The organism is Halomonas denitrificans, assembly GCF_003056305.1.
Taxonomy (GTDB): domain Bacteria; phylum Pseudomonadota; class Gammaproteobacteria; order Pseudomonadales; family Halomonadaceae; genus Halomonas; species Halomonas denitrificans.
In genome coordinates, this window is the sequence record NZ_PYVX01000001.1 from 1,167,793 (window position 1) to 1,188,647 (window position 20,855).

Below are 20,855 nucleotides of genomic sequence, written 5' to 3' on the forward strand. Positions count from 1 at the left end.
CCGGTCACCGGATGACACGAGGACGCCGTCGCCATGGACGATGTCGCCAGCGATTTCCTGATCGCCAACGAACCCGCGCTGCGCCTGGGCGTGGCGCTGCTGCTGGGCGCCCTGATCGGCATCGAGCGCGGCTGGGTCGCCCGGGAGCAGCAGTCCGGGGAGCGCATCGCCGGCATCCGCACCCATGCGCTCGTCGGCCTGCTCGGCGGGCTCGCGGCCCTGCTCTCCGAGGCCGTCAGCGACTGGGCCTTCCCGCTGATCCTGCTGGCCCTGGTCGCCACCGTGCTGGTCGCCTGGCAAGCGAGGCTGGCGCGCCACCACGACTACAGCATCACCGGACTGGTGGGGCTGCTGCTGACCTTCTGCTTCGGCGCCGTGGCGATGGCGATCGACCTGGCGCTGGCCACCGCCGGGGCGGTGATCACCGCCGTGATCCTCGACAACAAGCACGAGATCCACGGCCTGCTGAACAAGCTGCAGGCCCACGAGCTCGATGCCGGCCTCAAGCTGCTGCTGATCAGCGTGGTGATGCTGCCGCTGCTGCCCGACCGCGGCTTCGGCCCCGGCGAGGTGCTCAATCCCTACGAGATCTGGTGGATGGTGGTGCTGATCGCCGCGATCTCCTTCGTCGGCTACTTCGCCATGCGCGTGGGAGGCGCCGAGAAGGGCATCCTCTTCACCGGGCTCTTCGCCGGCCTCTCCTCCTCCACGGCGCTGACCCTGCACTTCGCCCGGCTGTCGCGCCAGAGCCAAGAGATCGAAGCGATGCTGGCCGCCGGCATCCTGGTGGCCTGCGGCACCATGTTCCCGCGGATCCTGATCTACGCCGCGGTGATCAGCCCGGGCCTGCTGCCCCGGCTGCTGATGCCGATCGCGGTGATGGGCCTGCTGCTCTATCTGCCGGCGCTGCAGCTCTGGCGCCGCCACCGGCGCAGCCTCCGGGTCGACCGCCCGACCCCGATCCAGAACCCCCTGGAGCTGCGCACGGCGCTACTCTTCGGCGGCCTGCTGGCGCTGATCATGCTGCTCGGCGAGTGGCTGCGCGAGGGGCTCGGCGAGGCCGGCATCTACCTGCTGGCGGCCTCCTCGGGTGTGGCCGACGTGGACGCCATTACCCTCTCGCTGACCCGCATGTCGCTGGAGCGGATCGCGCCCTCGACCGCGGTGCTGGGGATCATCATCGCCGCCGCGGTCAACAACCTCTTCAAGTCGGGGCTGGCCACCGCCTTCGGCACGCGCCGGCTCGGCCTGCGCGTCGCCCTGCCGATGGTCGCCTCGATGGCGGCGGGCCTGGCACTCGCCTGGCTGGTCTGAGCGGCGCGTCCTCGAAAATGGTCCCTCGATGCCCGCACGCGGCTCACTGCCGCTCGATCGCGAGCAGCGGCACGTCGAGCCACCGAGCCAGGCCCAGGGCGCCATCGCGCATCACGGCATGGTGGTTCCAGGCGAACACCGGCTCGGCGAGCGGCGCGACCAGCGCCATCCAGGGCCGGACGGGACGCACCCGCCACTCATAGCGCACCCGGGTGACCCCTCGCGTCTCGCTCAGGCGCCAGCGGCCGGTCCCCCGCACGTCGCCCCGGGCCACGCCCTCGATCAGCCGGCCCGGCACCACGCACGTCACGCACACCTCGAAGCAGAGGCGGTAGCCCAGGCGACTGCGCCAGCGGCAGCGATAACGCCGACCGATGCCGCGAGCATCCCCCGGTGCCAGCTCCTCCACGGCGCGCAGGCTCTTCCACCAGGCGGGCCAGTCGCCGATATCGACGAGCGCCCGGAAGACGCGATCGAGGGGCGCCTCGAACCACCAGGTGGTGAGGTAGCAAAGCTCCGTGGGTCTCGAGTGCCTGGTCATGGCTGGCGGCGCACCCTCGATCGTCCGCCGGTCGCGACGCCCCGGCCCGATACCGGATACGCGACCGGACGGAGGCCTGCAGCAGGCACAGGCACCAGGCTTGCCACGCGGAGCGCGTCGCCCTGGCCTGGGCTAGGGGGTCTCGTAGGGCCGGGCCGAGATCTCGTCGGGGCCGTGGCGATTGAGGATCGCTTCCGCCTCCGGCTGGGACGCCTCGGGAACGATCACCTTGACCTCGCTGGTCTGCCGGTCGAGAAACAGCTTCTCCCGGGGGTAGCCCTCGGAGACCAGCTCATCGAAGGCGTTGATGGCCTTGTCGATGCTGCCGTAGGCAGCCGTAACGGTCTGTGTCATGACAATCTCCGCAACAGGAGTGGGGAAACCGCCGGCACCCGGGGTGCCGGGACGCAACGAGAGGGAGACGCCCCCTCGCCTGCAGTGTAGTCATCGCGGCTTCCGCCACAGCCCCGTTGATCGTCGTGACGCTGGTCGCGGCTCACATCGAGGCCAGGCATCGGCACGCGGGACCGGGGCTGCGGTCGACCTACCTGGAGAGGGGGCTCGCTGGAGAGATGACTCGCCGCCTGACGGCCGGCGCCTGGCCGGCCGCGGCGTCGGTTCAGGTGAGGTGAACGGCCTGGAGGCGCGCCAGCACCTCGCCGCCGGCATCGACCAGCGTCAGCTGCTGGCCCTCGATCCGCCACTCGGCCACCCGGCCCAGCGCGTCGAGGAAGGCCTGCTCGGTCTGCATGCCGTCCGCGCACGCCCGGCGGGTGCTTGCCAGCTGCTCGAAGCTCAGGGCGTCGCCCTCCAGCCGATAGCTCCCGGTCATGCGATTGCAGCCGGTGGAGCCCATCACGCGCTGGTCGTCGACACGCAGCACGAAGTGCGCCTCGCGCTGCTGCTCGACCACCGTGACGGGCGCGTCGCTGAGATGGGTCAGCTTCCAGTAGGTGTTCACCAGCGGCTCGTCCACCGTGCGTGCCGTGGAGGCACACCCCGCTAGCAGCAGCGCCACCAGCAGCATTGCCGATACCTGGATGATCCGTTTCATGCGTCGTTCCTTATGGATTAAGTGACTTCGCTAAGACCGCTGAGATCCATAAGGTTCCCTGCCCGTGGCGATCGCCGCAGGCCCCCTGCGCCGCGCCGGCTTCTGGATCCGCCGCCTCCCATCCCCAGCATAGACGGGGTGTGGCGGCGACCTCACTCCTTGCCACGCCCTCGCCCGGCAGCGCTGGCGTGCGGGGCTCGCCAGCAGCATGGCAAGGCCCGCACGCCGGGGCCTGTGGATGAGCCTCGCGTCGCCTCCACAAGGTCGGGAAGGAAGCCTCCTCGGGACACCGTTGACCGCCGCCAAGGCGACGTGGCCGCCCCCCGTGGACGCGGGGACGGCCAGGCGCTCCAGAGGGGGCTAGGACCAGTGCCCCGACCCGCCTCCCACGCCGATCACCGTGGAGACGGCGCCAGACTGGAAGTGCCCCAGCAGCGTGCTGTGCTTGTCGAAGAACAGCACGCTCAGGTACACCGGCGTGCCCTGGTACTCGAAGCTGGTCGTGTCACGATAGAGCCGATCCAGGTCGTCGGTGTAGACGTTGCCGAACAGCGCCCCGCCTCCCGGGGTGGAGATGCCGCCGGCCTTGCCGTCGAAGGTCTTGCCGCCATTGATGTTGACCTGGAACTGCAGATAGAAGATCAGGCTGGCAACGGAGCCATTGGCCGAGTGTGCCGCCTGCGTGGCCATCAGGGCCTTGCTGGCCTCGGCGATCTTGTTCTGGTCGAGCTTGCCGTGCATGCCGGCAATGAAGTCGTGGGCGATGACTTCCCGGCTCACTTCCTGCGCCATGTTCATGGGTGTTGCTCCTGTAGCGGTGTGCGATGGATACCGGAATCGTCCGGTCTCCCGCCAGTCGGAGGGGTCCCGCTGGCTCCTTCAGTACAGTCGCCGCCGCACCGCGCCACAGGATCATGCTGGGATCAGCCTCGTTCCGGACGCGTCGCCGCCGCAAGGGGGCGTGATGCCCGATTCGCCGGACGGCGGCGACAGGATGAACGTCATCTCGCGGGCCGCATCATCTCGGGATCAGCTCCCTCTCGCCGTGGCGGCTCGTCGATGCACGACGATGACGCGACATGGCCGCCCCCGCGCAGGCGGGAGCGGCCACTCGATGGCGGCCAGTCGCGTCCCGTCTTCCCCCGTCACCCGAGATCGCGCGAGAGGGTGAAGCCAGGAGAAGAACAGGCGGGGCTAGCGGCCGGGCGCATCGGCCAGGCGATGGGAGGCCTTCAGGGCCTTCGTCACCTTGTCCTTCAGCTCGATCTTGGAGTTCGAGTAGTAGCCGATCTCGATATCCTCGGTCGACACCACGGCGTTGGCGATGCCTCCCTTCGCCATGACCCCACCGATCCCCAGGCCATAGAAATGGTGCCCCTTGTAGGTGGGGTTGTAGTTGATGGCCGTGCTCCCGATCAGGTAGGCGTTGTAGCGGATGCGCACCTTCATCACGCCTCGGCTTGCGGAGAGCTCGGCCAGCACCGACTCCCCGGGCTCGAGCGCCACGCTCACGCCGCTGGTGGAGCCGACGGTGATCGACTTGGACTCCTGGCCGCCGACGCCCCATGACTGGCTGTAGGACAGCGAGGTCTCGCCCTCGGCGCCCTCGCCGAGGAACTTGACGCTGTAGGAGAACTTCTGGCCGATCGACAGCGTGCCCCCCGTGCTCCAGTTGGACGAGGTGGTGTTGTTCACCGACTCCGAGATGCCCACGTTGAAGGTGCCCTTCTGGCTGCTGCTGTTGACGAACTCCTGTGTCTTGACGATGACCGGCTCGGACGTGATGCCGAGGATCTCGGCGCTTTTCACCACCAGCACCATCTGCACCTGCGGCCAGCTGTAGGTCTTGTAGAGGTCGTGCCAAGGCGTGGGGCTGTGCAGGTAGGCATCGTTGGGACTCTTCCCGAAATAGGCCTTCACGGCATCCTTGAGCTGCTTGTCGCCCAGGCGGAAGGTGGTCCTCTCCTCATCCGTGATCACGTGCTGCACGGTTCCCGACGCGTTGACGCTCGATGCCGACTCGTCCTGGCCGGCCACGACACTGAAGCTGATCCCCATGATCCGCTCCCCCTATCCCCAGAAAAAGACGTTGCCCGTTTGTCACGCCCCGTCACAGGCGTTCCGGTCGCACCGGCCGTGGAGGTCACCGTGAGGCCATGGGCCTAGGCGCCCGCCGGTCTCTCCAGTACAGGCGGCGGCCCGGCGTGACGCCGCATCATGGCGGTATCAGCCGCGTCTCGGGCGGGGGTTGCATCGCGCGATCGGACGCACCGCCGTCGGGCGGCGGGGAAAGGAGTCGAGGATCACCCTCTCAGCCGGATCATCCCGGTATCAGCCGCGAACCGGCCGCCGGGCTCGCCGCTCGCCAGAGAGCTCGTCGGGGGCAGGAGGCGAGAGCGCAGGGCGAGGCACGGCATGGTCATGATCAGGCCGGCCTGGCCGCCGTCCTCCCAGCACTCCCTGGCGGCCTCCCGGACCCGCTCCGACGGCGAGAGCAGCCAGGCGGCCTGGCAGCGGATGAGCCTGGCGTGGTGCTGCGACCAGGCGCAGGGCGCCTGCAGGGAGACGGCCTCGAGGCGCTGCGCGTACGACAGCGCCGGCAGGGGAAGCCCCTGCAGCAGGCAGACCTCGGCCGCCGTGACCAGGAAGCGGTGGTGGTTGTGGCCGGCGCACCCCTGCGCGAGTAGCCGCTCCCCCTGGGCCAGCGCCTCGCCGCGTGCCGGCGGCGAGGCCTCCAGCAGCGCCAGGGTGCCCAGAACCCAAGGGCCGACATGACGCTCGAGGCCGTGCCGACGGACCAGCTGCCAGGCCATGCGCAGGGTGTTGCGGGCCGCGGCGTGGTCGCCGGCCACCAGCTCGACGCGGGCCCGGCTCTCCAGCAGGAGGGCCTCCGGGCGCGGCGTGCCCATGGCGCGCGCCACCTCGAGGGCGGCGTCGACCTGCTCGGCGGCCTCTCTCTGGCGCGCCGTCGCGAACAGCGTCCAGGCGAGGGCCTGTCGCGCCCTCAGCTCGACCCACCGGTCCTTCAGCTCGCGCCCGAGCTCGAGGGCCCTCTCGCCGTCCGCGAGCGAGGCCTGCGTCTCGCCGACATAGAGCCCCGTCGTCGCCCGCCGCACGAGGCTGTCGGCCTCGAGGTCGTCCCGGGCGGCCTGCCGGCTCGACGCGACACAGTGGGCGTGGAGGCGATGCGCGTCCTGCATCCGTCCTTCCGCATAGAGCGCCTCGGCCAGTCCGATCGCCGCGCCGATCCAGCGACGCCGCGAGCCGCTCCCCCGCGCCGCCTCGAGGGCCCGCAGCTGGCAGTGACGGCCCGGGGCCCGCCCCTCCCGCGCGAGCTCCAGCCGGCCCAGCAGGCCGTACGCCTCGGCGAGTCGTGCGGGATCCTGCCCGGCGCGCACTGAGGGCAGGATGCGCTGCAGCGCGAACTCCTCGGCGTCGAGCTCGTCCAGCATCTCCAGGATGGCGGCCAGGCCCAGGCCGGCGGCGATCCGCTCGTCGTCGCGACGCGCGGCGCGGCCGGCGAGCCGGAATCGGTGACGCGCCTCGTGGAGCAGGCCCTGGGCGAGGCAGGCCCGCGCATGCAGCAGCTGACAGCGGACCTCGTCGCGCGGCGCGTGCTCGATCTCGGCGAGCTGGCGTAGCAGCGGAAAGGCCTCGCCGTGGCGATGCTGGGCGAGGCTCGCCTCGACGGCCCGCATCAGGGCCTCGGGCGCCAGCGGCGATCGCGCCTCGACCAGGTGCCGGGCCTGGCGCACCGGGTCGTTGGGTGCGAAATGCTGCGCGAGCCGCAGGTGGAGGCGCTCCCGCTGCCCCGCGGGCATGCCCTCGTCGATGCCTTGGCGGACCAGCTCATGGGGGAACTGCCAGGTGTCGGCGTCCAGAGCGCGCACCAGGCGCCACCGCACCGGCCTGTCCAGATCGTCGTCGGCCGGCCGGCCCAGCAGCCAGCCAAGCAGAGTCAGGGAGAAACGCTGGCCGATGGCCGCCGCCTGGCGCAGCGCCTCGAGCTCCCGGGGCGCGAGCAGGCCGAGCTGGCCCCGCACCAGATGCTTCACACTCGCGGGCAGGGCCGGATCGGGATGCACGCGCAGCAGCTGGGTCAGGAACAGCGGATTGCCCTGGGCCCTTGCCACGTAGAGGGCGGCGTCGGCGGGGGCGACGTCGGCGAAGCGCGCGCTCAGGGCCAGCGCCTCCTCCTCCCGCAGCGGCCCCAGCTCGATCAGCGACAGCGGCACGTCCGCGAGCCGCGGCCTCAGGCGGGACTCCCAGGGGTCCTGCTCGACGCGTGAGGTCAGAAGCCAGGCCACCGGAGCATCCCGCGTGCTCCGAACGAGCCCGGCCACGGCAGAGAGCAGATCGTCGCCGGCCCAGTGCAGGTCTTCGATGACCATCAGCTGGGGGCAGAGGTCGGCCCGGCGCCGGATCAGCGCACCCAGGGCGTCGATGATTTCCCTGTGGCGCGCCTCGGGGGCCATCGCCGCCTGGGCGGTCGTTGGCGTCATGCCGAGCAGGGGCCGCAGCGCCCTGGCCTGGGCCTCCGGCAGCGCCGACGCCTCGAGCCGGTCAAGCCATCGCGGATCGAAACGCACCCCGCCCCGGGCAAGGCCCAGCAGCGAGCGCAGCCACTGCCCCAGCGGGTCGTCCTCGAGACGCCGGCCGAAATCCAGCACGGCGGCGGCGTGCGGCTCGGCCTGCCGTTGCCGGGCGAGCTCGGCGAAGGCCATACACAGGCGGGTCCTGCCCATGCCGGCCAGGCCCCGCAGGTAGAGCAGGTGGCCGGTCCCGTGGGTGCAGGTGGCCGCCAGCACCGAGGCGAGCTGGCCGAGCTCGACGTGCCGGCCGACCAGCGTTCCCCCCGGCAGCGGGCCGCCGGGATGGCGCGCCAGGCAGCGCAGGAAGGGCTGCCCGGTGTCCTCGAACAGGAAGTGCTCGGTGAGCTGCACGGCGAGGTCGCGATGGACCCGCACGCCGCTCGCCTGGCCCTCGGGCCAGGCGGGGAGCGCGCCCGCCCTTGGGTCGCCGGCGCCGCCCCACGGCTCGATTCTCAGCCCGATCCGCAGTCGCCCCGCGGCGCGATCGCTGACGGCCATGGCGCACTGCAGGCTGCGCAGGGCGTCGCTGCAGTAGGCCCGGGGCACGCCGAAGATCGCCTCGAGGGGGCCCGCGTCCGCCTCACCCTGCAGGTGGCCCCCGTAGTGCGCCACCAGCGCGGCCAGCGGCGCACCGGGGCCCTCCCCCGCTGGCGCCACGACCATCCGGATGACGCGCTGCGCCTCGTCACCTCCGTCGGGAGGCGCCTCCCGCGGCCGGTCGGCCGGCGCCATGAGGTCGGCGATGTCGACCTCGAAGACCCCGGCCAGGTGACGGGCGGTCCGCAGGAGGACGGGGCGGCCGCCCTCGGCGCGCTTGATGGAGGCGATGGAGACCCACTGATGACGGTCGATGCAGTGCTGGGCCAGGGCCTCTTGGCTCAGTCCCAGCCGCTGGCGATGCTGCTTCAGGCGACCGGGATCGAGGATCACGCGCCCGGCGCGGGGCGTTGTCGAGGTCACGGGCCGATGCCCCGGGGAGGCCCGCCCCGCTCTCGGGGGGCCCTCGCATCTCCGCCCCCCGCCCTGCTCACGGCCGTTCCTGCAGCTGCCAGTCGTTGTCGGTGAGCGGCTCTCCCCCATCGGGCGTGACGCGCACGGTGTCGCTCAGGCCGATGCCCCAGCGGCCCGGCAGGCGCAGGCAGAGCGGCAGGTGGAAGACCATGTCGGCGGCGAACTCGCGCTGCTGGCCACGGGCGATGTAGCCCGTGCCCTCGACCCAGCTGGGCGGGAACTGGGCCCCCACCGCATAGCCGAACACGCCGGAGAAGAAGGCGCGGTCGGCATGGGGCGCCAGCACCGCCTCGGCGGCCCGGGCCGCCTCGTCGAAGGTGTGGCCGGGGCGCATCGCCGCGACCAGCGCCTCGTACATGCCGCGGCAGACGTCGCGCAGCGCCTGCATCTCGGTACTGGCCCGGCCGGCCACGGCGGTGCGCATCATCGGCGCGGTGTAGCGGTGGTAGGCGGCGCCGAACTCCAGGAATACCGGCTCGTCCGCGGCGATCACGTGGCGCTTGTGGTTGACGTGGATGACGCTGATGCGCCGGCCGGTGGTCACGATGGGCTGCAGGCTCATGAACTCGCTGCCGGCGGCCAGCAGGGCACGGCTGCCCTCCGCCGCCACGTCGTTGTCGGTGACGCCGGGGGCGATGGCCGCCACCGCCGCCCGCAGGCCGAGGGAGGTGATCCGCGCGCTCTCGCGCAGGCAGTCGAGTTCCGCCGGCGTCTTGACGATGCGAATGCGATCGAGCAGCTCACCGCCGTCGTCGCGGAAGCGCCCGGCACCGAGGCGGGCCTGAAGCTCGCGAATGACGCCATGGCGCAGGCCGGCCCCGAAGGCGTCCAGGCCGATGGCCCGAAACGGCGCGAGCACCTCCGCCAGCGGCTCGATCACCTCCTCGATGCCCTCCCAGCGATAGCCCAGGATCTCGTCCACCCGAGCGGTGACCACCGCCGGGCCGGTCTCGATGGAGGGCACCTGCAGCACCAGGTGATCGGCCGAGACCACCAGGCAGGTGTGCACCGAGACCTCGAAGGTGTGGTAGCCCGTCAGGTAGAAGATGTCGGCGGGGTCGGTGAGCAGCAGCGCCTCGAGCCCGGCGTCCCGCATGGCCTGTCGCACGCGGCGACGACGGGTGTCGAACTCCTCGGGGGGAAAGGGCAGCTCGCGCTCGGCGAGGCATTCGGCCAGGGCATGGCGATAGGCGTGGTGATCCATCCGATGGGGCTCCAGGGTGAACGGCACTCCCTGGCAGTGTAGCCATGACGGGCGTCAGGGCTGCGCGTCGGGCTCAAAATATCCCTGTTACCATCCACGTCGGTTTCGTAGAATCCAGCCTCGAGTTTCGACGCCACAGGATAATGCAATGGGCAGGGCCTTCCAGAACCGCAAGGAATCCATGGCCAAGACGGCCGACGCCAAGACCAAGGTGTACAGCAAGTACGGTCGCGAGATCTACGTCTGCGCCAAGCAGGGCGGCACCGACCCCGCCGGCAACCTGGCCCTGCGCGGCCTGATCGAGCGCGCCAAGAAGGACCAGGTGCCGTCCCACGTCATCGACAAGGCCTTGGACAAGGCCAGCGGCGTGGGCGGCGAGGACTTCTCCCCGGCGCGCTACGAGGGCTTCGGGCCGGGCAGCTGCATGGTCATCGTCGAGTGTCTGACCGACAACCCGAACCGCACCTTCGGCGACGTGCGCGCCTGCTTCACCAAGGCCAAGAGCAAGCTCGGCACCCCGGGCAGCGTCAGCCACATGTTCGACCACTGCGCCATCCTCGCCTTCAAGGGCGATGACGAGGAGGCCACCCTCGAGGCGCTGATGGAGGCCGATGTCGACGTCACCGACATCGAGAACGAGGCGGGCCAGATCACCGTCTTCGCCCCCCACACCGAGTACGCCAAGGCCAAGCAGGCGCTGCTCGACGCCTTCGGCGAGCTCGACTTCGAGGTCGACGAGATCCAGTTCGTGCCCCAGACCGTGACCCCGGTCGCGGGCGACGACGTGGCGATGTTCGACAAGCTGATGGATACCCTCAACGACCTGGACGACGTGCAGAACGTCTTCCACAACGCCGAGGTCGAGGGCCGGGCGTAACGCCCGGGCGCTCCCGGCGCCTAGTCGCGGGGTCCCACCGGGACCATCAGGTGCTGGTAGTCGGTGCCCTGCCACATCAGGTAGGGGCCGCCGCCATGCGGATCGCTGGAGTAGCCCTCGAGCAGCGCCGCCGGGGCGATGAGCATCAGGTGCGGTCCCTCCTCGACCCAGGCGTTGTCGCCGGTCGGCGCCTGGGCGTAGGGATCGACGAGGCTCGCCCCCTCGTCGCCGGCCAGCATGTAGGCGATGCCCAGCGCATCGACCGTGATCGGCTGCTTGTGCTGCCAGGCCATGGCCCAGTGCATCCAGGCCTCGTCGAGGCACATCGGGGCGGTGCCTTCGAGGGTCGGCGGCGTCGGCAGGCAGGTATAGCCGTTCGCGCCCTCCTTCAGCACCGTGCCCTCCCAGTCGACCACCTTGGCGCCCTCCGCCAGGCCCGGCGCCGCCGCCGCCAGGGCGTCGTCGATCAGCGCCTGATCGGCCAGGGCCGGCCCGCTCCCGGCCAGGCTCGCCAGCAGCGCGGCCAGGCCCGCTGCAACCCCGCCCTTCCTTCCGCCATCCAGGTGTTTCATCGTCGCACCTCACCGTGACGTGCCCACGCGAGCACTCGGCTTCAGTACAGCGGCGAATGGCCTCGGCGGCCAGCGGGAGGGCGAAAAATCATCGGGAGCATCGGGCGGGCGCCTCGCGAAGGTCTGGCGCCCGGGAGGGTTGCCCGTCAGGCGCCCGAGGTCTCGGTCGGGGCCCGACGGGCGGTGGATCACTCCACCGTGATGGTGATGGCCTCGGAGGTCACCGGCGGGTCGAAGCTCAGGTGGCCGGCGTCCATGAACAGCAGCTGCAGGGTGTGTTCCCCGGGCGCAAGCTCGAGCTCGACCTCGGTCTGGCCGCCGCCGAAGTGGCGCAGGGTCTCGCTTGACGGCAGCGGCTGGTCGAGGTCCACCTCGTCCAGCGGCGTGTCGACCAGCAGGTGGTGGTGGCCGGTGCCCTCACGCTCGGTCCCGGCGGGCGCCACGCCCATGCCCGAGAGGCCCATGCGCACGGTGACAGGGCTCTCGACCGTCGCCCCCGCCTGGGGCGAGATGAAGTAGACCTCGCTGCCCTCGGGGGCCGCGCTGCGCTCCGTCTGAGCCATGGCCGTGGAGGCCAGCAACAGGCTGCCGGCCAGTCCCAGGCCTGCGATCCAGTGTTTCATGACGCCTCTCCTTGTCGCTATACGCTGATAGGGTCCGTTGAGATCGTCCATCGAGACCCGATGGGCGAAGGGGACGGGAGCGCCGCGTCGAACGGCGCCCCGACCGCCCCAAAAGCCTAGTCGAACATCCCGGATGCCGACACGACCAGAAGCGCCGGGCGCGGCTCAGCGCGGGCCGTCCTCGCGGTCGCAGCCCAGCGCGCCGCCGCGGGCCCAGTGCTCGCCGTCCACCTCCTGGAAGAAGACCTGCACGGACTCCGGCGAGTTGCCGTAGACCTCCTCGAACGCCTCGGTGATGCGCCGGGCCAGCTCGCGCTTGTGCTCGACGCTGCCGGGAAACTGCTGGATGGTGACGATGGGCATGCTCGGCTCCTCGGGGTCGCAATGATGGGCGCCCAAGATAGCAGAAACCCGCCTCGCGGCGGGTTGGCTGGGATTCTGATTGGCGGCGCTCAGGACTCGTCGTGGTCGGCCCGCCAGTCGGCCGCGGCCTCGGCCACGGCGGCGTCGCGGTCGCCGCTGAGCAGGGCTCGCCGCTCTTCCTCCTCCTCGCGCACGTCGTCGATCACGGTCATCAGCTCGTCCACGTCGACCTCGCTGGTGTCGTGCTCGAAGCAGCCGGTCAGCTCGCTCTCCGGGTGCAGCTCGCCGGCCTCATAGAGCGACCAGATCTCCTTGCCGTAGTCGGTGGCCAGCAGCTCCGGGGCGAAGCGGCCGAAGTAGCGGCGCATGTTGTCGACGTCGCGCTCGAACATCCAGGCGGCGCTGTTGTTGCCGGCGGCATCCACCGCCTGGGGCAGGTCGATGATCACCGGCCCGTCGGCGGCGAGCAGCACGTTGAACTCGGAGAGGTCACCGTGCACCAGGCCGGCGCAGAGCATGCGCACCACGTCACCGATCACCTTGGCGTAGTGGGCCCGGGCCTCGTCGGCCGTCAGGGTCACGTCGTCCAGCCGCGGGGCGGTCAGCCCCTCGGCGTCGGTGATCATCTCCATCAGCAGCACGCCGTCGATGAAGCCATAGGGCCTGGGCACCCGTACCTCGGCGGCCGCCAGCCGGTAGAGGGCATCGACCTCGGCGTTGAGCCAGGCCTGCTCCTGCTCCTTCTGGCCGTAGCGGGTCTTCTTGGCCATGGCCCGGGAGCGGCGGCTGTTGCGCTCGCGGCGCCCCTCCTGGTACTGCACGGCCTGCTTGAAGCTGCGCTGCTTGGCCTCCTTGAAGACCTTGGCGCAGCGCCGCTCGCCGTGGGAGCGCACCACGAACACCTGGGCTTCCTTGCCGCTCATCAGCTGGCCCTCGACCTCGTCGATCAGGCCATCCTCTACCAGCGGCTGTAATCTCTTGGGTATCTTCATGTCACCACGTTGGCATAGAACCCGGCGGCGGGGTACGCCCCGGGCGAATCGCGTTGCCGGCTCGCTCAGCGACGGAGGCGACGGGCCCGGAAGCTGCGTCCCTTGATCCTGCCGTTGGCCAGCTGGTCCAGGGCCGCAGCGACGACGTCGCGACGCACGGCCACATAGGCGCTGTTGGCCAGCACCTTGATCTTGCCCACCTGATCGCCGGCGATCCCGCCCTCGCCGGTGAGGGCGCCGAGGATGTCGCCGGGGCGCACCTTCTGCTTCTTGCCGGCGCCGAGCTCCAGCGTCGCCATGGCCGGCGTGAAGGGCGCGCGCTCCAGCACCGCGCGGGAGGGCAGCGGCTCCGGGGCGAGGGTCTCGCCGAGGAAGTCGGCGAGGCGCGCCAGGCGGTACTCCTCCTGCTCGGCCACCAGGGTGCAGGCCACCCCGGAGCCGCCGGCGCGGCCGGTGCGCCCGATGCGGTGGACGTGCACCTCGAGCTCGCGGGCGATGCGGTAGTTGAACACCGCGTCCAGCGACGCGATGTCGAGCCCGCGGGCGGCCACGTCGGTGGCTACCAGGATCGAGGCGCTGCCGTTGGCGAACAGCGCCAGCAGGCGGTCGCGGTCACGCTGCTCCAGGTCGCCGTGCAGTGCCAGGGCGCTGAAACCCGCGTCGTTCAGGGCCTCGGCGACCTCGTCGGTCTCGCGCTTGGTGTTGCAGAAGACCGCGCTGGCGGCGGGCCGGACGTGCAGCAGCAGGCGGCGCAGCGCCTCGAAGCGCGCCGACTCGTCGGCCACCCGGTAGAAGTGCTGGCGGATGGTGGTGTCGTCATGGGGCTCGTCGACCTCCACCGTGACCGGCTCGCGCATCAGCCGCTCGGCGATGGGCCGGATGGCCTCGGCATAGGTGGCACTGAACAGCAGCAGCTGCCGGTGCGCCGGGGTCTCGGCGATGATCGCCTCCATGGCGGCCTGAAAGCCCATGTCGAGCATGCGATCGGCCTCGTCCAGCACCAGGGTCTCGAGCCCGGCGAGGTCGAGCGCGCCCTTGCGCAGGTGCTCCTCCACCCGCCCGGGAGTGCCGACGACGAGGTGGGCGCCGTGCTCCAGGGAGGCGCGCTGGGGCCCCAGGGGCGCGCCGCCGCACAGGGTCAGCACCTTGACGTTGGGCAGGCTGCGCGCCAGGCGACGCAGCTCGCCGGCCACCTGGTCGGCGAGCTCCCGGGTCGGACAGAGCACCAGCCCCTGCACCCGGGAGGACGAGAGCGTCAGCCGCGAGAGCAGCCCCAGGCCGAAGGCCGCGGTCTTGCCCGAGCCGGTCTTCGCCCGGGCGATCACGTCGCGCCCCGCCAGCATAGGCGGCAGGCTCTCGGCCTGGATCGGCGTCATGGTGCGATAGCCCAGCGTGGCGAGGTTGGACAGCAGTTCCGGCGCCAGCGGCAGCGCGGCGAAATCGGCAGAGGAATCAGACACGTAATAGACCTGCGGGAAGAAGCGGGCGGCGTGGCGGAACGCGATGACGGCGGGCGCCGACGGGCCGGGACCACGGAAGCGAGGATGAAAGCCGCCCATCATAGCAGAAAGTGCGGTATATCGCCCGTAAGTGGCCAGGCCGGAAGAAGCGCGCCCGCTCTTCTACAGTGACGTAGAGGAGTACCGGGCGGGACGCCTCGCCCACGCCCGCCGAACAGGGAGCCGATGCCGACCATGTGCCTGGCCATCCCCATGCAGATCACCCGCCTCGACGGCGACACGGCGCGCGCGACCTCGCGCGGCATCGAGCGCGACATCGACCTGATGCTGGTCCGGGACCAGCCCCTCGCCGTGGGCGACTTCGTCATCGTGCACGTCGGCTACGCCCTGCAGCGCCTCGAGCCCGACGATGCCCTGGCGACCTGGCGATTGCTCGACGAGATGGAGGGCGCCGACGAGGCGGACGATGAGGGAGCCCCGGGACGTGCATGAGCTGAGCCTCTGCCGGTCGCTGATCCGCCAGGCCGCCCGGGTCGCCGCCGAGCACGGCGCGCCGCGCATCCGCCGCCTCTGCGTGCGCATCGGGCCGCTTTCCGGCGTCGAGGTCGCGCTGATGCGCGAGGCCTTCCCGCTGGCGAGCCGCGACACCCCCGCCGAGGGCGCGCGACTGGAGATCGCGACCGCGCCGGTGCGGGTGCACTGCCCCCGCTGCGCGCAGGAAACCGAGGCCCGGGTAAACGACCTGACCTGCCCCCGCTGCGGCGACTGGCAAACCCGGCTGACCGGCGGCGACGAGCTGCTGCTGGTCAGCGTCGACCTCGCCGCATCCGCCATCGAATCTCCCACTCCCTCGAACCCCTAGGAGGTCCAATCGTGTGCCAGACCTGCGGCTGCGCCCTGCCCGACCACCTGCAGCACGCCTCGAGCGAGCACGACGTCCACACCGTGGCGGTGCTCGAGGGGCTGAAGGCCCACAACGACGCGGCCGCGGGGCACAACCGCGCGCACTTCGACCGCGCCGGGCTGCTGGTCGTCAACCTGATGTCCTCCCCCGGCGCCGGCAAGACGCGCCTGCTGGAGGCCACCATCGAGGCGCTCGGCGGCCGCCACCGGCTGGCGGTGATCGAGGGCGACCTGGAGACCGAGAACGACGCCCGGCGCATCCGCGCCAAGGGCGTGCCGGCGGTGCAGATCACCACCGGCAGCGCCTGCCACCTGGACGCGACGATGGTGCACCGCGCCCTCCACGCCTTGCCGCTGGAGGACCTCGATATCCTGTTCATCGAGAACGTCGGCAACCTGGTCTGCCCGGCGAGCTTCGACCTGGGCCAGCACGCCAGCGTCACCCTGCTCTCGACCCCGGAAGGCGACGACAAGCCGCTCAAGTACCCGGTCATGTTCCGCCAAAGCGACCTGGTGCTGATCACCAAGGCGGACCTGCTGCCGGTGCTCGACGACTTCGAGGTCGCGGCGGTGGAAGCCCACATGCGCCGGCTCGCCTCCCCCGCCCCGGTGCTCGCGCTGAGCAGCAGGACGGGGCCGCTCGATGCCTGGCTCGCCTGGCTCGAGACCGGCCTCGCCGAGCGGCGCCGGCACGTCTTTCGCCCGGCGCCGGATGGCGAACGCCTGCTGACGCGCCCCGGCGCTCCCTACCATGCGCCCGACCATGCGCAGGACCACCCGCTCGACTCTTCGAGATCGCCCGCGCCATGACGACGCTGTCTCCCGGCGACTGGCTGTCGCGCATCCGCGCCCTGCCCCGGCCGGCGTCAGGCCGCCTGCGGATCCTCAACGTCTGCGGCGGCCACGAGCGCACCATCACCCAGGCCGGCCTGCGCACGGTGCTGCCCGACCATCTCGAGCTGATCCCCGGACCGGGCTGCCCCGTCTGCGTCTGCCCCGAGGAGGATATCCAGGCCGCGGCGGCCTTGAGCCTCACCGAGGGGGTCATCGTCGCCACCTTCGGCGACATGGTGCGCGTGCCCTGCAACGCCCCGAAGCGCGAGCCCCGCTCCCTCCAGGAAGCCCGCGCCCAGGGCGGGCGGGTGGTGCCCATCGCCTCCCCGGGCGAGGCGCTGGCCCTGGCCCGACACCATCCGGACATGCGGGTGGTCTTCTTCGCCGCCGGCTTCGAGACGACCACCGCCCCTCTCGCCGCACTCTTCTCCCGCGACGACCTGCCGGAGAACCTGCTGCTGCTGCTCAGCGCCCGTCAAACCTGGCCGGCCGTGGCCCACCTGCTGGAGGATGGCCGGGCCGGCTTCGATGCGCTGATCGCCCCGGGGCACGTGGCCACCATCATGGGCGCCGAGCAGTGGCGCTTCGTGGCCGAGGCCCACGCCCTGCCCACCGCCGTGGCCGGCTTCACCCCGGGGCTGATCCTCGAGGGCCTCTACCGGGTGCTGAAGCAGGCGCTCGACCGCGCGCCCCGGCTGGAGAATGCCTACCCCCAGTGCGTCACCGCCGAGGGCAACCCCCGGGCGCGGGCACTGATCGATGCAACCTTCGCCATCGAAGCCGCCGATTGGCGCGGCATCGGCGCGCTGGCCGACTCGGGCTATGCCTGCCCGGCGGCGCTGGCCCACCGCGACGCCCGGCGGCGGTTTCCCGCCGTGTTCGAGGCCGCCTACGCCCGCCGCGGCGAGATGCCCCCCGGCTGCGACTGTGCCGCGGTGGTGCTGGGCCGGATCCGCCCTCCCGAGTGCCGGCTCTACGGCCGCGCCTGCACTCCGGACCGGCCGGTGGGCCCCTGCATGGTCTCCGACGAGGGCGCCTGCCGGATCTGGTGGGCGGGGGGTGTCCGCACAGGCGAGGAGGCGAGCGCCCGGCGCATCCGGGCTACCTCGGCCGAGGCCGCGCCCGAGGCGCCCCCCGCCCTCGAGACGCGCCGCTGGGTGCTGACCGGCGTCGTCCAGGGCGTGGGCTTTCGCCCCTTCGTGAAGCGCCTGGCGAGCCGACTGAAGCTTGCCGGCGAGGTGAAAAACCGCGGCGGCGAGGTGGTGATCGAGGCCCAGGGCAGCGCCGAGCGGCTGGCCGCCTTCGAGCGCGCCCTGCTCGAGGAGGCCCCGCGGCTTTCGAGCCCGCGTATCGCCCGCCGCGAGACGATCGAGGCGGCGCGGGCGGCGTCGTTTCTGATCCGGCCAAGCGACGGCGAGGACGCACCCGCGGGCCCGGTCCACCTGCCGCTGGACTCCCCGGTCTGCCCGGCCTGCCTGGCGGAGATGTACGACCCGCAGGACCGCCACTACCGCTACCCCTTCACCCACTGCGACCAGTGCGGCCCGCGCTACAGCGTGATCGAGCGGCTGCCCTATGATCGCGCACGCACCGCCCTCGGGGCCTTCCCGCTCTGCCCGGCCTGCCAGGCGGAGTACGACGACCCCGACAATCGACGCTGCCACGCCCAGTCGATCGGCTGTCCCGACTGTGGACCGCGGCTACGCCTGGTGGAGGACGACACGGAGACGACGGGCAACCACGAGGCGCTGGCGGCCGCCGTCGCGGCCCTCGACGCCGGGCGGATCGTCGCCGTGAAGGGCGTCGGCGGCTACCACCTGATGGTGGATGCGGGCCGGGCCGAGGCGGTAGCTACCCTGCGCGTGCGCAAGCAGCGCCCCCACAAGCCGCTCGCCGTGATGTTCCCCTGGCGGGGCGAGGACGGCCTGGGCGCCGTGCGCGAGCAAGTCCTGGTCGATCCGGCGGCCGCCGAGGCCCTGCTCAGTGACGAGCGCCCCATCGTTCTGCTGGCGAAGCGGGCCGAGGTCGTCCACACCGGCGGCCTCGCCGACGAGATCGCCCCCGGGCTCGACGAGGTCGGCGCCCTGCTGCCCTACGCCCCCCTGCACCACCTGCTGCTGGAGGCGCTAGGGCGCCCGCTGGTCGCCACCTCGGCCAACCTTTCAGGCGAGCCCCTGGTCACCGACCCGAAGGAAGCGGAGGCCCGCCTCGGCCGGGTCGCCGACGCCTTCCTGCACCACGACCGCCCCATCCTGCAGCCCGTCGACGACGGCGTGAGGCGCCCCATCGCCGGCCGGGCGCGCCCCCTGCGCCTGGGGCGCGGCGCCACCCCCCTAGAGCTCGCACTGCCCGATCGGCTCTCGCAGCCCGTGCTCGCCGTGGGCGCCCATCAGAAGGCCACGGTCTGCCTCGCCTGGGAGAGTCGGCTGGTGCTGTCGCCGCATCTCGGCGAGCTCTCGAGCCTCGCCGCCCAGCACGCCTTCGAGCGCCAGGTCGAGAGCCTCTCACGACTCTACGGCGTACGCGCCGAGCGGGTCTTCCACGACGCCCACCCCGGCTACCACACCAGCCGCTGGGCCCGGGAGAGCGGCCTGCCCTGCCACGAGGTGGCCCACCACCATGCCCACGCCGCCGCGCTGTGCCTGGAGCACGGCCGCCTCCGGGAGCCGACCCTGGTCTTCGCCTGGGACGGCACCGGCCTCGGCCCGGACGGCACCCTGTGGGGCGGCGAGGCGCTCTACGGCCGCCCCGGCCATTGGCGACGGTTCGCCTCCTTCGCACCCTTCGCCCTGCCCGGCGGCGAAGCGGCCATCCGCGAGCCCTGGCGCCTGGCCGTGACGCTCGCCTGGCAGAGCGGCCTTCCGACGCCGGACGTCCCGGCAAGCGCCGACGAGCTCGCCCTGCTGCGCGGGATCTGGGAGCGACGCCTCAATTCGCCGACCTGCTCCGCCGCGGGCCGGCTCTTCGATGCCGCCGCGGCGCTGCTGCTGCCGCTGCGCCGGGTGAGCCACGAGGCCGAGGCCGCCATGCGCCTCGAGGCCTTGGCTAAGGAAAGGGCCGAAGGCGACGCCGCGGCCCTCGAGCTGCCCCTCCGTCGCGATGCGGACGGGGTGCTACGCTGTGACTGGCGCCCGCTGATCCGCCACCTCATGGAGGAGCGCCTCGCGCCGAGCCGGCGCGCCGCGGACGTCCACGCCACCCTGGTCCGGGCGCTGCGCCGCCAGGCCGACGCGGCCCGCAGCGCGACCGGGGTGACCACCCTCGGGCTGAGCGGAGGCGTGTTCCAGAACCGCCGGCTGACCGAGGCGGCGGTGGCGGCCCTGACCGGCGACGGCTTCACGGTGCTGCTCCACGAGCGGCTGCCCTGCAACGACGCCGCCATCAGCGTCGGCCAGGTCGTAGAGGCCCTGGCCCGGGAGACGCCCGGCCACGGAGGGCCCGCCACGCCTGGTGTGGGACAAGATGCGGGACAAGGAGAAGCGCGATGACGCCCGAGCCCGACACGGACACCGTCACCCTGGCCCACGGCAACGGCGGGCGCCTGATGCGCCGGCTGATCGAGTCGGTCTTCGTCCGCCACCTGGGCAACCCCTGGCTCGCCCCCCTCGCCGATGCCGCCGTGCTTCCCCCCTTCATGGAGGACGATCAGGAGCTGGTCTTCACCAGCGACGGGGTCACCGTGCAGCCGCTCTTCTTCACCGGGGGCGACATCGGCAGCCTCGCCGTGCACGGCACCGTCAACGACCTCGCCGTCGCCGGCGCCACCCCCCGCTACCTGAGCCTCAACGCCTTCCTGGAGGAGGGGCTGTCCCTCGCTGAGCTCGAGCGCATCGTCGAGAGCCTCGCCGCGGCGGCCCGGGCCTGCGAGGTCCAGGTGGTGACCGGCGACACCAAGGTGCTGCCCCGCGGCCTGTGCGGCGGCGCCTACTTCGGGGTCTCGGGGATCGGCCTGCGCCCCCGCGGCCTCGCGCTCGGCGCCGAGGGCATCCGCGCCGGCGACGCGGTGCTGGTCAGCGGGCCGCTGGGCGATCACGGCATCGCCGTGATGCTCGCCCGCGAGGCCTTCGGCCTCGGCGGCACCCTGGCCTCCGACAGCGCAAGCGTCTTGCCCCTGACCCGGGCGCTGCTGGACCTGGCCGGCCTGCGCTTCCTGCGCGACCCGACCCGCGGCGGCCTGGCGACGGTGCTCCACGAGGTGATCCACGCCACGGGCCTGGGGGTGACCCTCGAGGAGGCGAGGCTGCCGATCCGCGGCGCTGTGCGCAGCGCCTGCGACATGCTGGGCTATGACCCTCTGTATATCGCCTGCGAGGGTCGGGTGGTCGCCATCGTCGCCGAGGACGAGGCCGACGAGGCCCTGCGGCGCTGGCGGGCGCTGCCCCAGGGGCACGAGGCGCAGCGGGTCGGCACCCTCGACCCGCACCACGACCGGCTGCTGCTGGTCAACGACTGGGGCGGCGAGCGCCTGCTGCAGGAGCTCGAGGACGATCCCCTGCCGCGCATCTGCTGAGCCCC

Annotated in this window: 19 protein-coding genes; 7 read left to right on the forward strand and 12 right to left on the reverse strand. The window is 71.9% G+C overall.

Going from position 1 to position 20,855, the window contains the following annotated elements; all coding sequences use genetic code 11:
- The first annotated feature begins 33 nt into the window (after positions 1 to 33).
- Positions 34 to 1,314: an MgtC/SapB family protein gene (locus C9F13_RS05265; RefSeq protein ID WP_108445130.1), complete on the forward strand. Its 1,281-nt coding sequence runs from the start codon at positions 34 to 36 to the stop codon at positions 1,312 to 1,314.
- A gap of 43 nt (positions 1,315 to 1,357) precedes the next feature.
- Here C9F13_RS05265 and C9F13_RS05270 read toward each other — a convergent pair whose 3' ends face one another.
- The 7 genes from C9F13_RS05270 to C9F13_RS05300 form a co-directional block, all read right to left on the reverse strand.
- Positions 1,358 to 1,855 carry an SRPBCC family protein gene (locus C9F13_RS05270; protein ID WP_108445131.1) on the reverse strand — a complete coding sequence of 166 codons (498 nt, stop codon included), beginning with the start codon at positions 1,853 to 1,855 and terminating at the stop codon, positions 1,358 to 1,360.
- Positions 1,856 to 1,987: 132 nt separating this feature from the next.
- On the reverse strand, positions 1,988 to 2,209 hold the full coding sequence (locus tag C9F13_RS05275; protein WP_108445132.1) for a hypothetical protein: 222 nt from the start codon (positions 2,207 to 2,209) through the stop codon (positions 1,988 to 1,990).
- Positions 2,210 to 2,474: 265 nt separating this feature from the next.
- Positions 2,475 to 2,909, reverse strand: coding sequence for an META domain-containing protein (locus C9F13_RS05280; protein ID WP_108445133.1), 435 nt, complete (start codon positions 2,907 to 2,909; stop codon positions 2,475 to 2,477).
- Positions 2,910 to 3,269: 360 nt separating this feature from the next.
- Entirely contained in the window at positions 3,270 to 3,707 is a 438-nt protein-coding gene (locus tag C9F13_RS05285; RefSeq protein ID WP_108445134.1) for a VapA/VapB family virulence-associated protein, read from the reverse strand.
- A 396-nt stretch (positions 3,708 to 4,103) separates the two neighbouring features.
- Positions 4,104 to 4,967 carry a follicular epithelium yolk protein subunit gene (locus tag C9F13_RS05290; RefSeq protein ID WP_108445135.1) on the reverse strand — a complete coding sequence of 288 codons (864 nt, stop codon included), beginning with the start codon at positions 4,965 to 4,967 and terminating at the stop codon, positions 4,104 to 4,106.
- Positions 4,968 to 5,212: 245 nt separating this feature from the next.
- The gene (locus tag C9F13_RS05295) at positions 5,213 to 8,461 is read right to left on the reverse strand and encodes an ATP-binding protein (RefSeq protein ID WP_157955168.1); all 3,249 of its coding nucleotides are present in this window, start codon (positions 8,459 to 8,461) and stop codon (positions 5,213 to 5,215) included.
- Positions 8,462 to 8,528: 67 nt separating this feature from the next.
- Complete coding sequence (locus C9F13_RS05300; protein WP_108445137.1) at positions 8,529 to 9,716, reverse strand: M24 family metallopeptidase; 1,188 nt, start codon at positions 9,714 to 9,716, stop codon at positions 8,529 to 8,531.
- 148 nt (positions 9,717 to 9,864) lie between these two features.
- Between C9F13_RS05300 and C9F13_RS05305 the strand changes: the two genes are divergently transcribed.
- On the forward strand, positions 9,865 to 10,593 hold the full coding sequence (locus C9F13_RS05305) for a YebC/PmpR family DNA-binding transcriptional regulator (RefSeq protein WP_108445138.1): 729 nt from the start codon (positions 9,865 to 9,867) through the stop codon (positions 10,591 to 10,593).
- A gap of 20 nt (positions 10,594 to 10,613) precedes the next feature.
- Here the strand turns inward: C9F13_RS05305 and C9F13_RS05310 are convergent, their stop codons facing one another.
- The 5 genes from C9F13_RS05310 to dbpA all read right to left on the reverse strand — a co-directional run bounded on the left by C9F13_RS05310 (position 10,614) and on the right by dbpA (position 14,603).
- Positions 10,614 to 11,165 carry a hypothetical protein gene (locus C9F13_RS05310; RefSeq protein ID WP_211310900.1) on the reverse strand — a complete coding sequence of 184 codons (552 nt, stop codon included), beginning with the start codon at positions 11,163 to 11,165 and terminating at the stop codon, positions 10,614 to 10,616.
- Positions 11,166 to 11,353: 188 nt separating this feature from the next.
- Positions 11,354 to 11,788 (reverse strand): DUF4399 domain-containing protein, encoded by a 435-nt coding sequence (locus C9F13_RS05315; RefSeq protein WP_108445139.1) that lies wholly within the window; start codon positions 11,786 to 11,788, stop codon positions 11,354 to 11,356.
- A 165-nt stretch (positions 11,789 to 11,953) separates the two neighbouring features.
- Entirely contained in the window at positions 11,954 to 12,151 is a 198-nt protein-coding gene (locus C9F13_RS05320) for a tautomerase family protein (RefSeq protein WP_108445140.1), read from the reverse strand.
- An 89-nt stretch (positions 12,152 to 12,240) separates the two neighbouring features.
- On the reverse strand, positions 12,241 to 13,143 hold the full coding sequence (locus tag C9F13_RS05325; RefSeq protein WP_108445141.1) for a PA4780 family RIO1-like protein kinase: 903 nt from the start codon (positions 13,141 to 13,143) through the stop codon (positions 12,241 to 12,243).
- Positions 13,144 to 13,208: 65 nt separating this feature from the next.
- A complete protein-coding gene (dbpA, locus tag C9F13_RS05330; protein ID WP_108445358.1) occupies positions 13,209 to 14,603 on the reverse strand; it encodes an ATP-dependent RNA helicase DbpA in 1,395 nt (464 codons plus the stop codon).
- Between the two features lie 225 nt (positions 14,604 to 14,828).
- Here dbpA and C9F13_RS05335 point away from each other — a divergent pair, with 225 nt between their 5' ends.
- The 5 genes from C9F13_RS05335 to hypE are packed head-to-tail and all read left to right on the forward strand — an operon-like array spanning position 14,829 to position 20,850.
- Positions 14,829 to 15,095 carry a HypC/HybG/HupF family hydrogenase formation chaperone gene (locus tag C9F13_RS05335; RefSeq protein ID WP_245888704.1) on the forward strand — a complete coding sequence of 89 codons (267 nt, stop codon included), beginning with the start codon at positions 14,829 to 14,831 and terminating at the stop codon, positions 15,093 to 15,095.
- Positions 15,070 to 15,465 (forward strand): hydrogenase maturation nickel metallochaperone HypA/HybF, encoded by a 396-nt coding sequence (locus tag C9F13_RS05340; RefSeq protein ID WP_211310901.1) that lies wholly within the window; start codon positions 15,070 to 15,072, stop codon positions 15,463 to 15,465. Before C9F13_RS05335 ends, C9F13_RS05340 begins: the two co-directional genes overlap by 26 nt.
- 11 nt (positions 15,466 to 15,476) lie before the next feature.
- Positions 15,477 to 16,316 carry a hydrogenase nickel incorporation protein HypB gene (gene hypB, locus C9F13_RS05345; protein ID WP_108445143.1) on the forward strand — a complete coding sequence of 280 codons (840 nt, stop codon included), beginning with the start codon at positions 15,477 to 15,479 and terminating at the stop codon, positions 16,314 to 16,316.
- On the forward strand, positions 16,313 to 19,828 hold the full coding sequence (hypF, locus tag C9F13_RS05350; RefSeq protein WP_108445144.1) for a carbamoyltransferase HypF: 3,516 nt from the start codon (positions 16,313 to 16,315) through the stop codon (positions 19,826 to 19,828). The genes hypB and hypF overlap by 4 nt, the downstream gene beginning before the upstream one ends.
- Positions 19,825 to 20,850 carry a hydrogenase expression/formation protein HypE gene (gene hypE / locus C9F13_RS05355; RefSeq protein WP_108445145.1) on the forward strand — a complete coding sequence of 342 codons (1,026 nt, stop codon included), beginning with the start codon at positions 19,825 to 19,827 and terminating at the stop codon, positions 20,848 to 20,850. The genes hypF and hypE overlap by 4 nt, the downstream gene beginning before the upstream one ends.
- The last annotated feature ends 5 nt before the right edge of the window (positions 20,851 to 20,855 follow it).

Coding starts and splice junctions, on each gene's coding strand:
- C9F13_RS05280 (WP_108445133.1), bottom strand. CDS start 2,909: ATGAAACGGATCATCCAGGTATCGGCAATGCTGCTGGTGGCGCTGCTG.
- C9F13_RS05300 (WP_108445137.1), bottom strand. CDS start 9,716: ATGGATCACCACGCCTATCGCCATGCCCTGGCCGAATGCCTCGCCGAG.
- C9F13_RS05320 (WP_108445140.1), bottom strand. CDS start 12,151: ATGCCCATCGTCACCATCCAGCAGTTTCCCGGCAGCGTCGAGCACAAG.
- C9F13_RS05270 (WP_108445131.1), bottom strand. CDS start 1,855: ATGACCAGGCACTCGAGACCCACGGAGCTTTGCTACCTCACCACCTGG.
- C9F13_RS05290 (WP_108445135.1), bottom strand. CDS start 4,967: ATGGGGATCAGCTTCAGTGTCGTGGCCGGCCAGGACGAGTCGGCATCG.
- C9F13_RS05265 (WP_108445130.1), top strand. CDS start 34: ATGGACGATGTCGCCAGCGATTTCCTGATCGCCAACGAACCCGCGCTG.
- C9F13_RS05335 (WP_245888704.1), top strand. CDS start 14,829: ATGCCGACCATGTGCCTGGCCATCCCCATGCAGATCACCCGCCTCGAC.
- C9F13_RS05325 (WP_108445141.1), bottom strand. CDS start 13,143: ATGAAGATACCCAAGAGATTACAGCCGCTGGTAGAGGATGGCCTGATC.
- C9F13_RS05305 (WP_108445138.1), top strand. CDS start 9,865: ATGGGCAGGGCCTTCCAGAACCGCAAGGAATCCATGGCCAAGACGGCC.
- C9F13_RS05310 (WP_211310900.1), bottom strand. CDS start 11,165: ATGAAACACCTGGATGGCGGAAGGAAGGGCGGGGTTGCAGCGGGCCTG.
- C9F13_RS05315 (WP_108445139.1), bottom strand. CDS start 11,788: ATGAAACACTGGATCGCAGGCCTGGGACTGGCCGGCAGCCTGTTGCTG.
- hypE (WP_108445145.1), top strand. CDS start 19,825: ATGACGCCCGAGCCCGACACGGACACCGTCACCCTGGCCCACGGCAAC.
- hypF (WP_108445144.1), top strand. CDS start 16,313: ATGACGACGCTGTCTCCCGGCGACTGGCTGTCGCGCATCCGCGCCCTG.
- C9F13_RS05340 (WP_211310901.1), top strand. CDS start 15,070: ATGAGGGAGCCCCGGGACGTGCATGAGCTGAGCCTCTGCCGGTCGCTG.
- C9F13_RS05275 (WP_108445132.1), bottom strand. CDS start 2,209: ATGACACAGACCGTTACGGCTGCCTACGGCAGCATCGACAAGGCCATC.
- C9F13_RS05285 (WP_108445134.1), bottom strand. CDS start 3,707: ATGAACATGGCGCAGGAAGTGAGCCGGGAAGTCATCGCCCACGACTTC.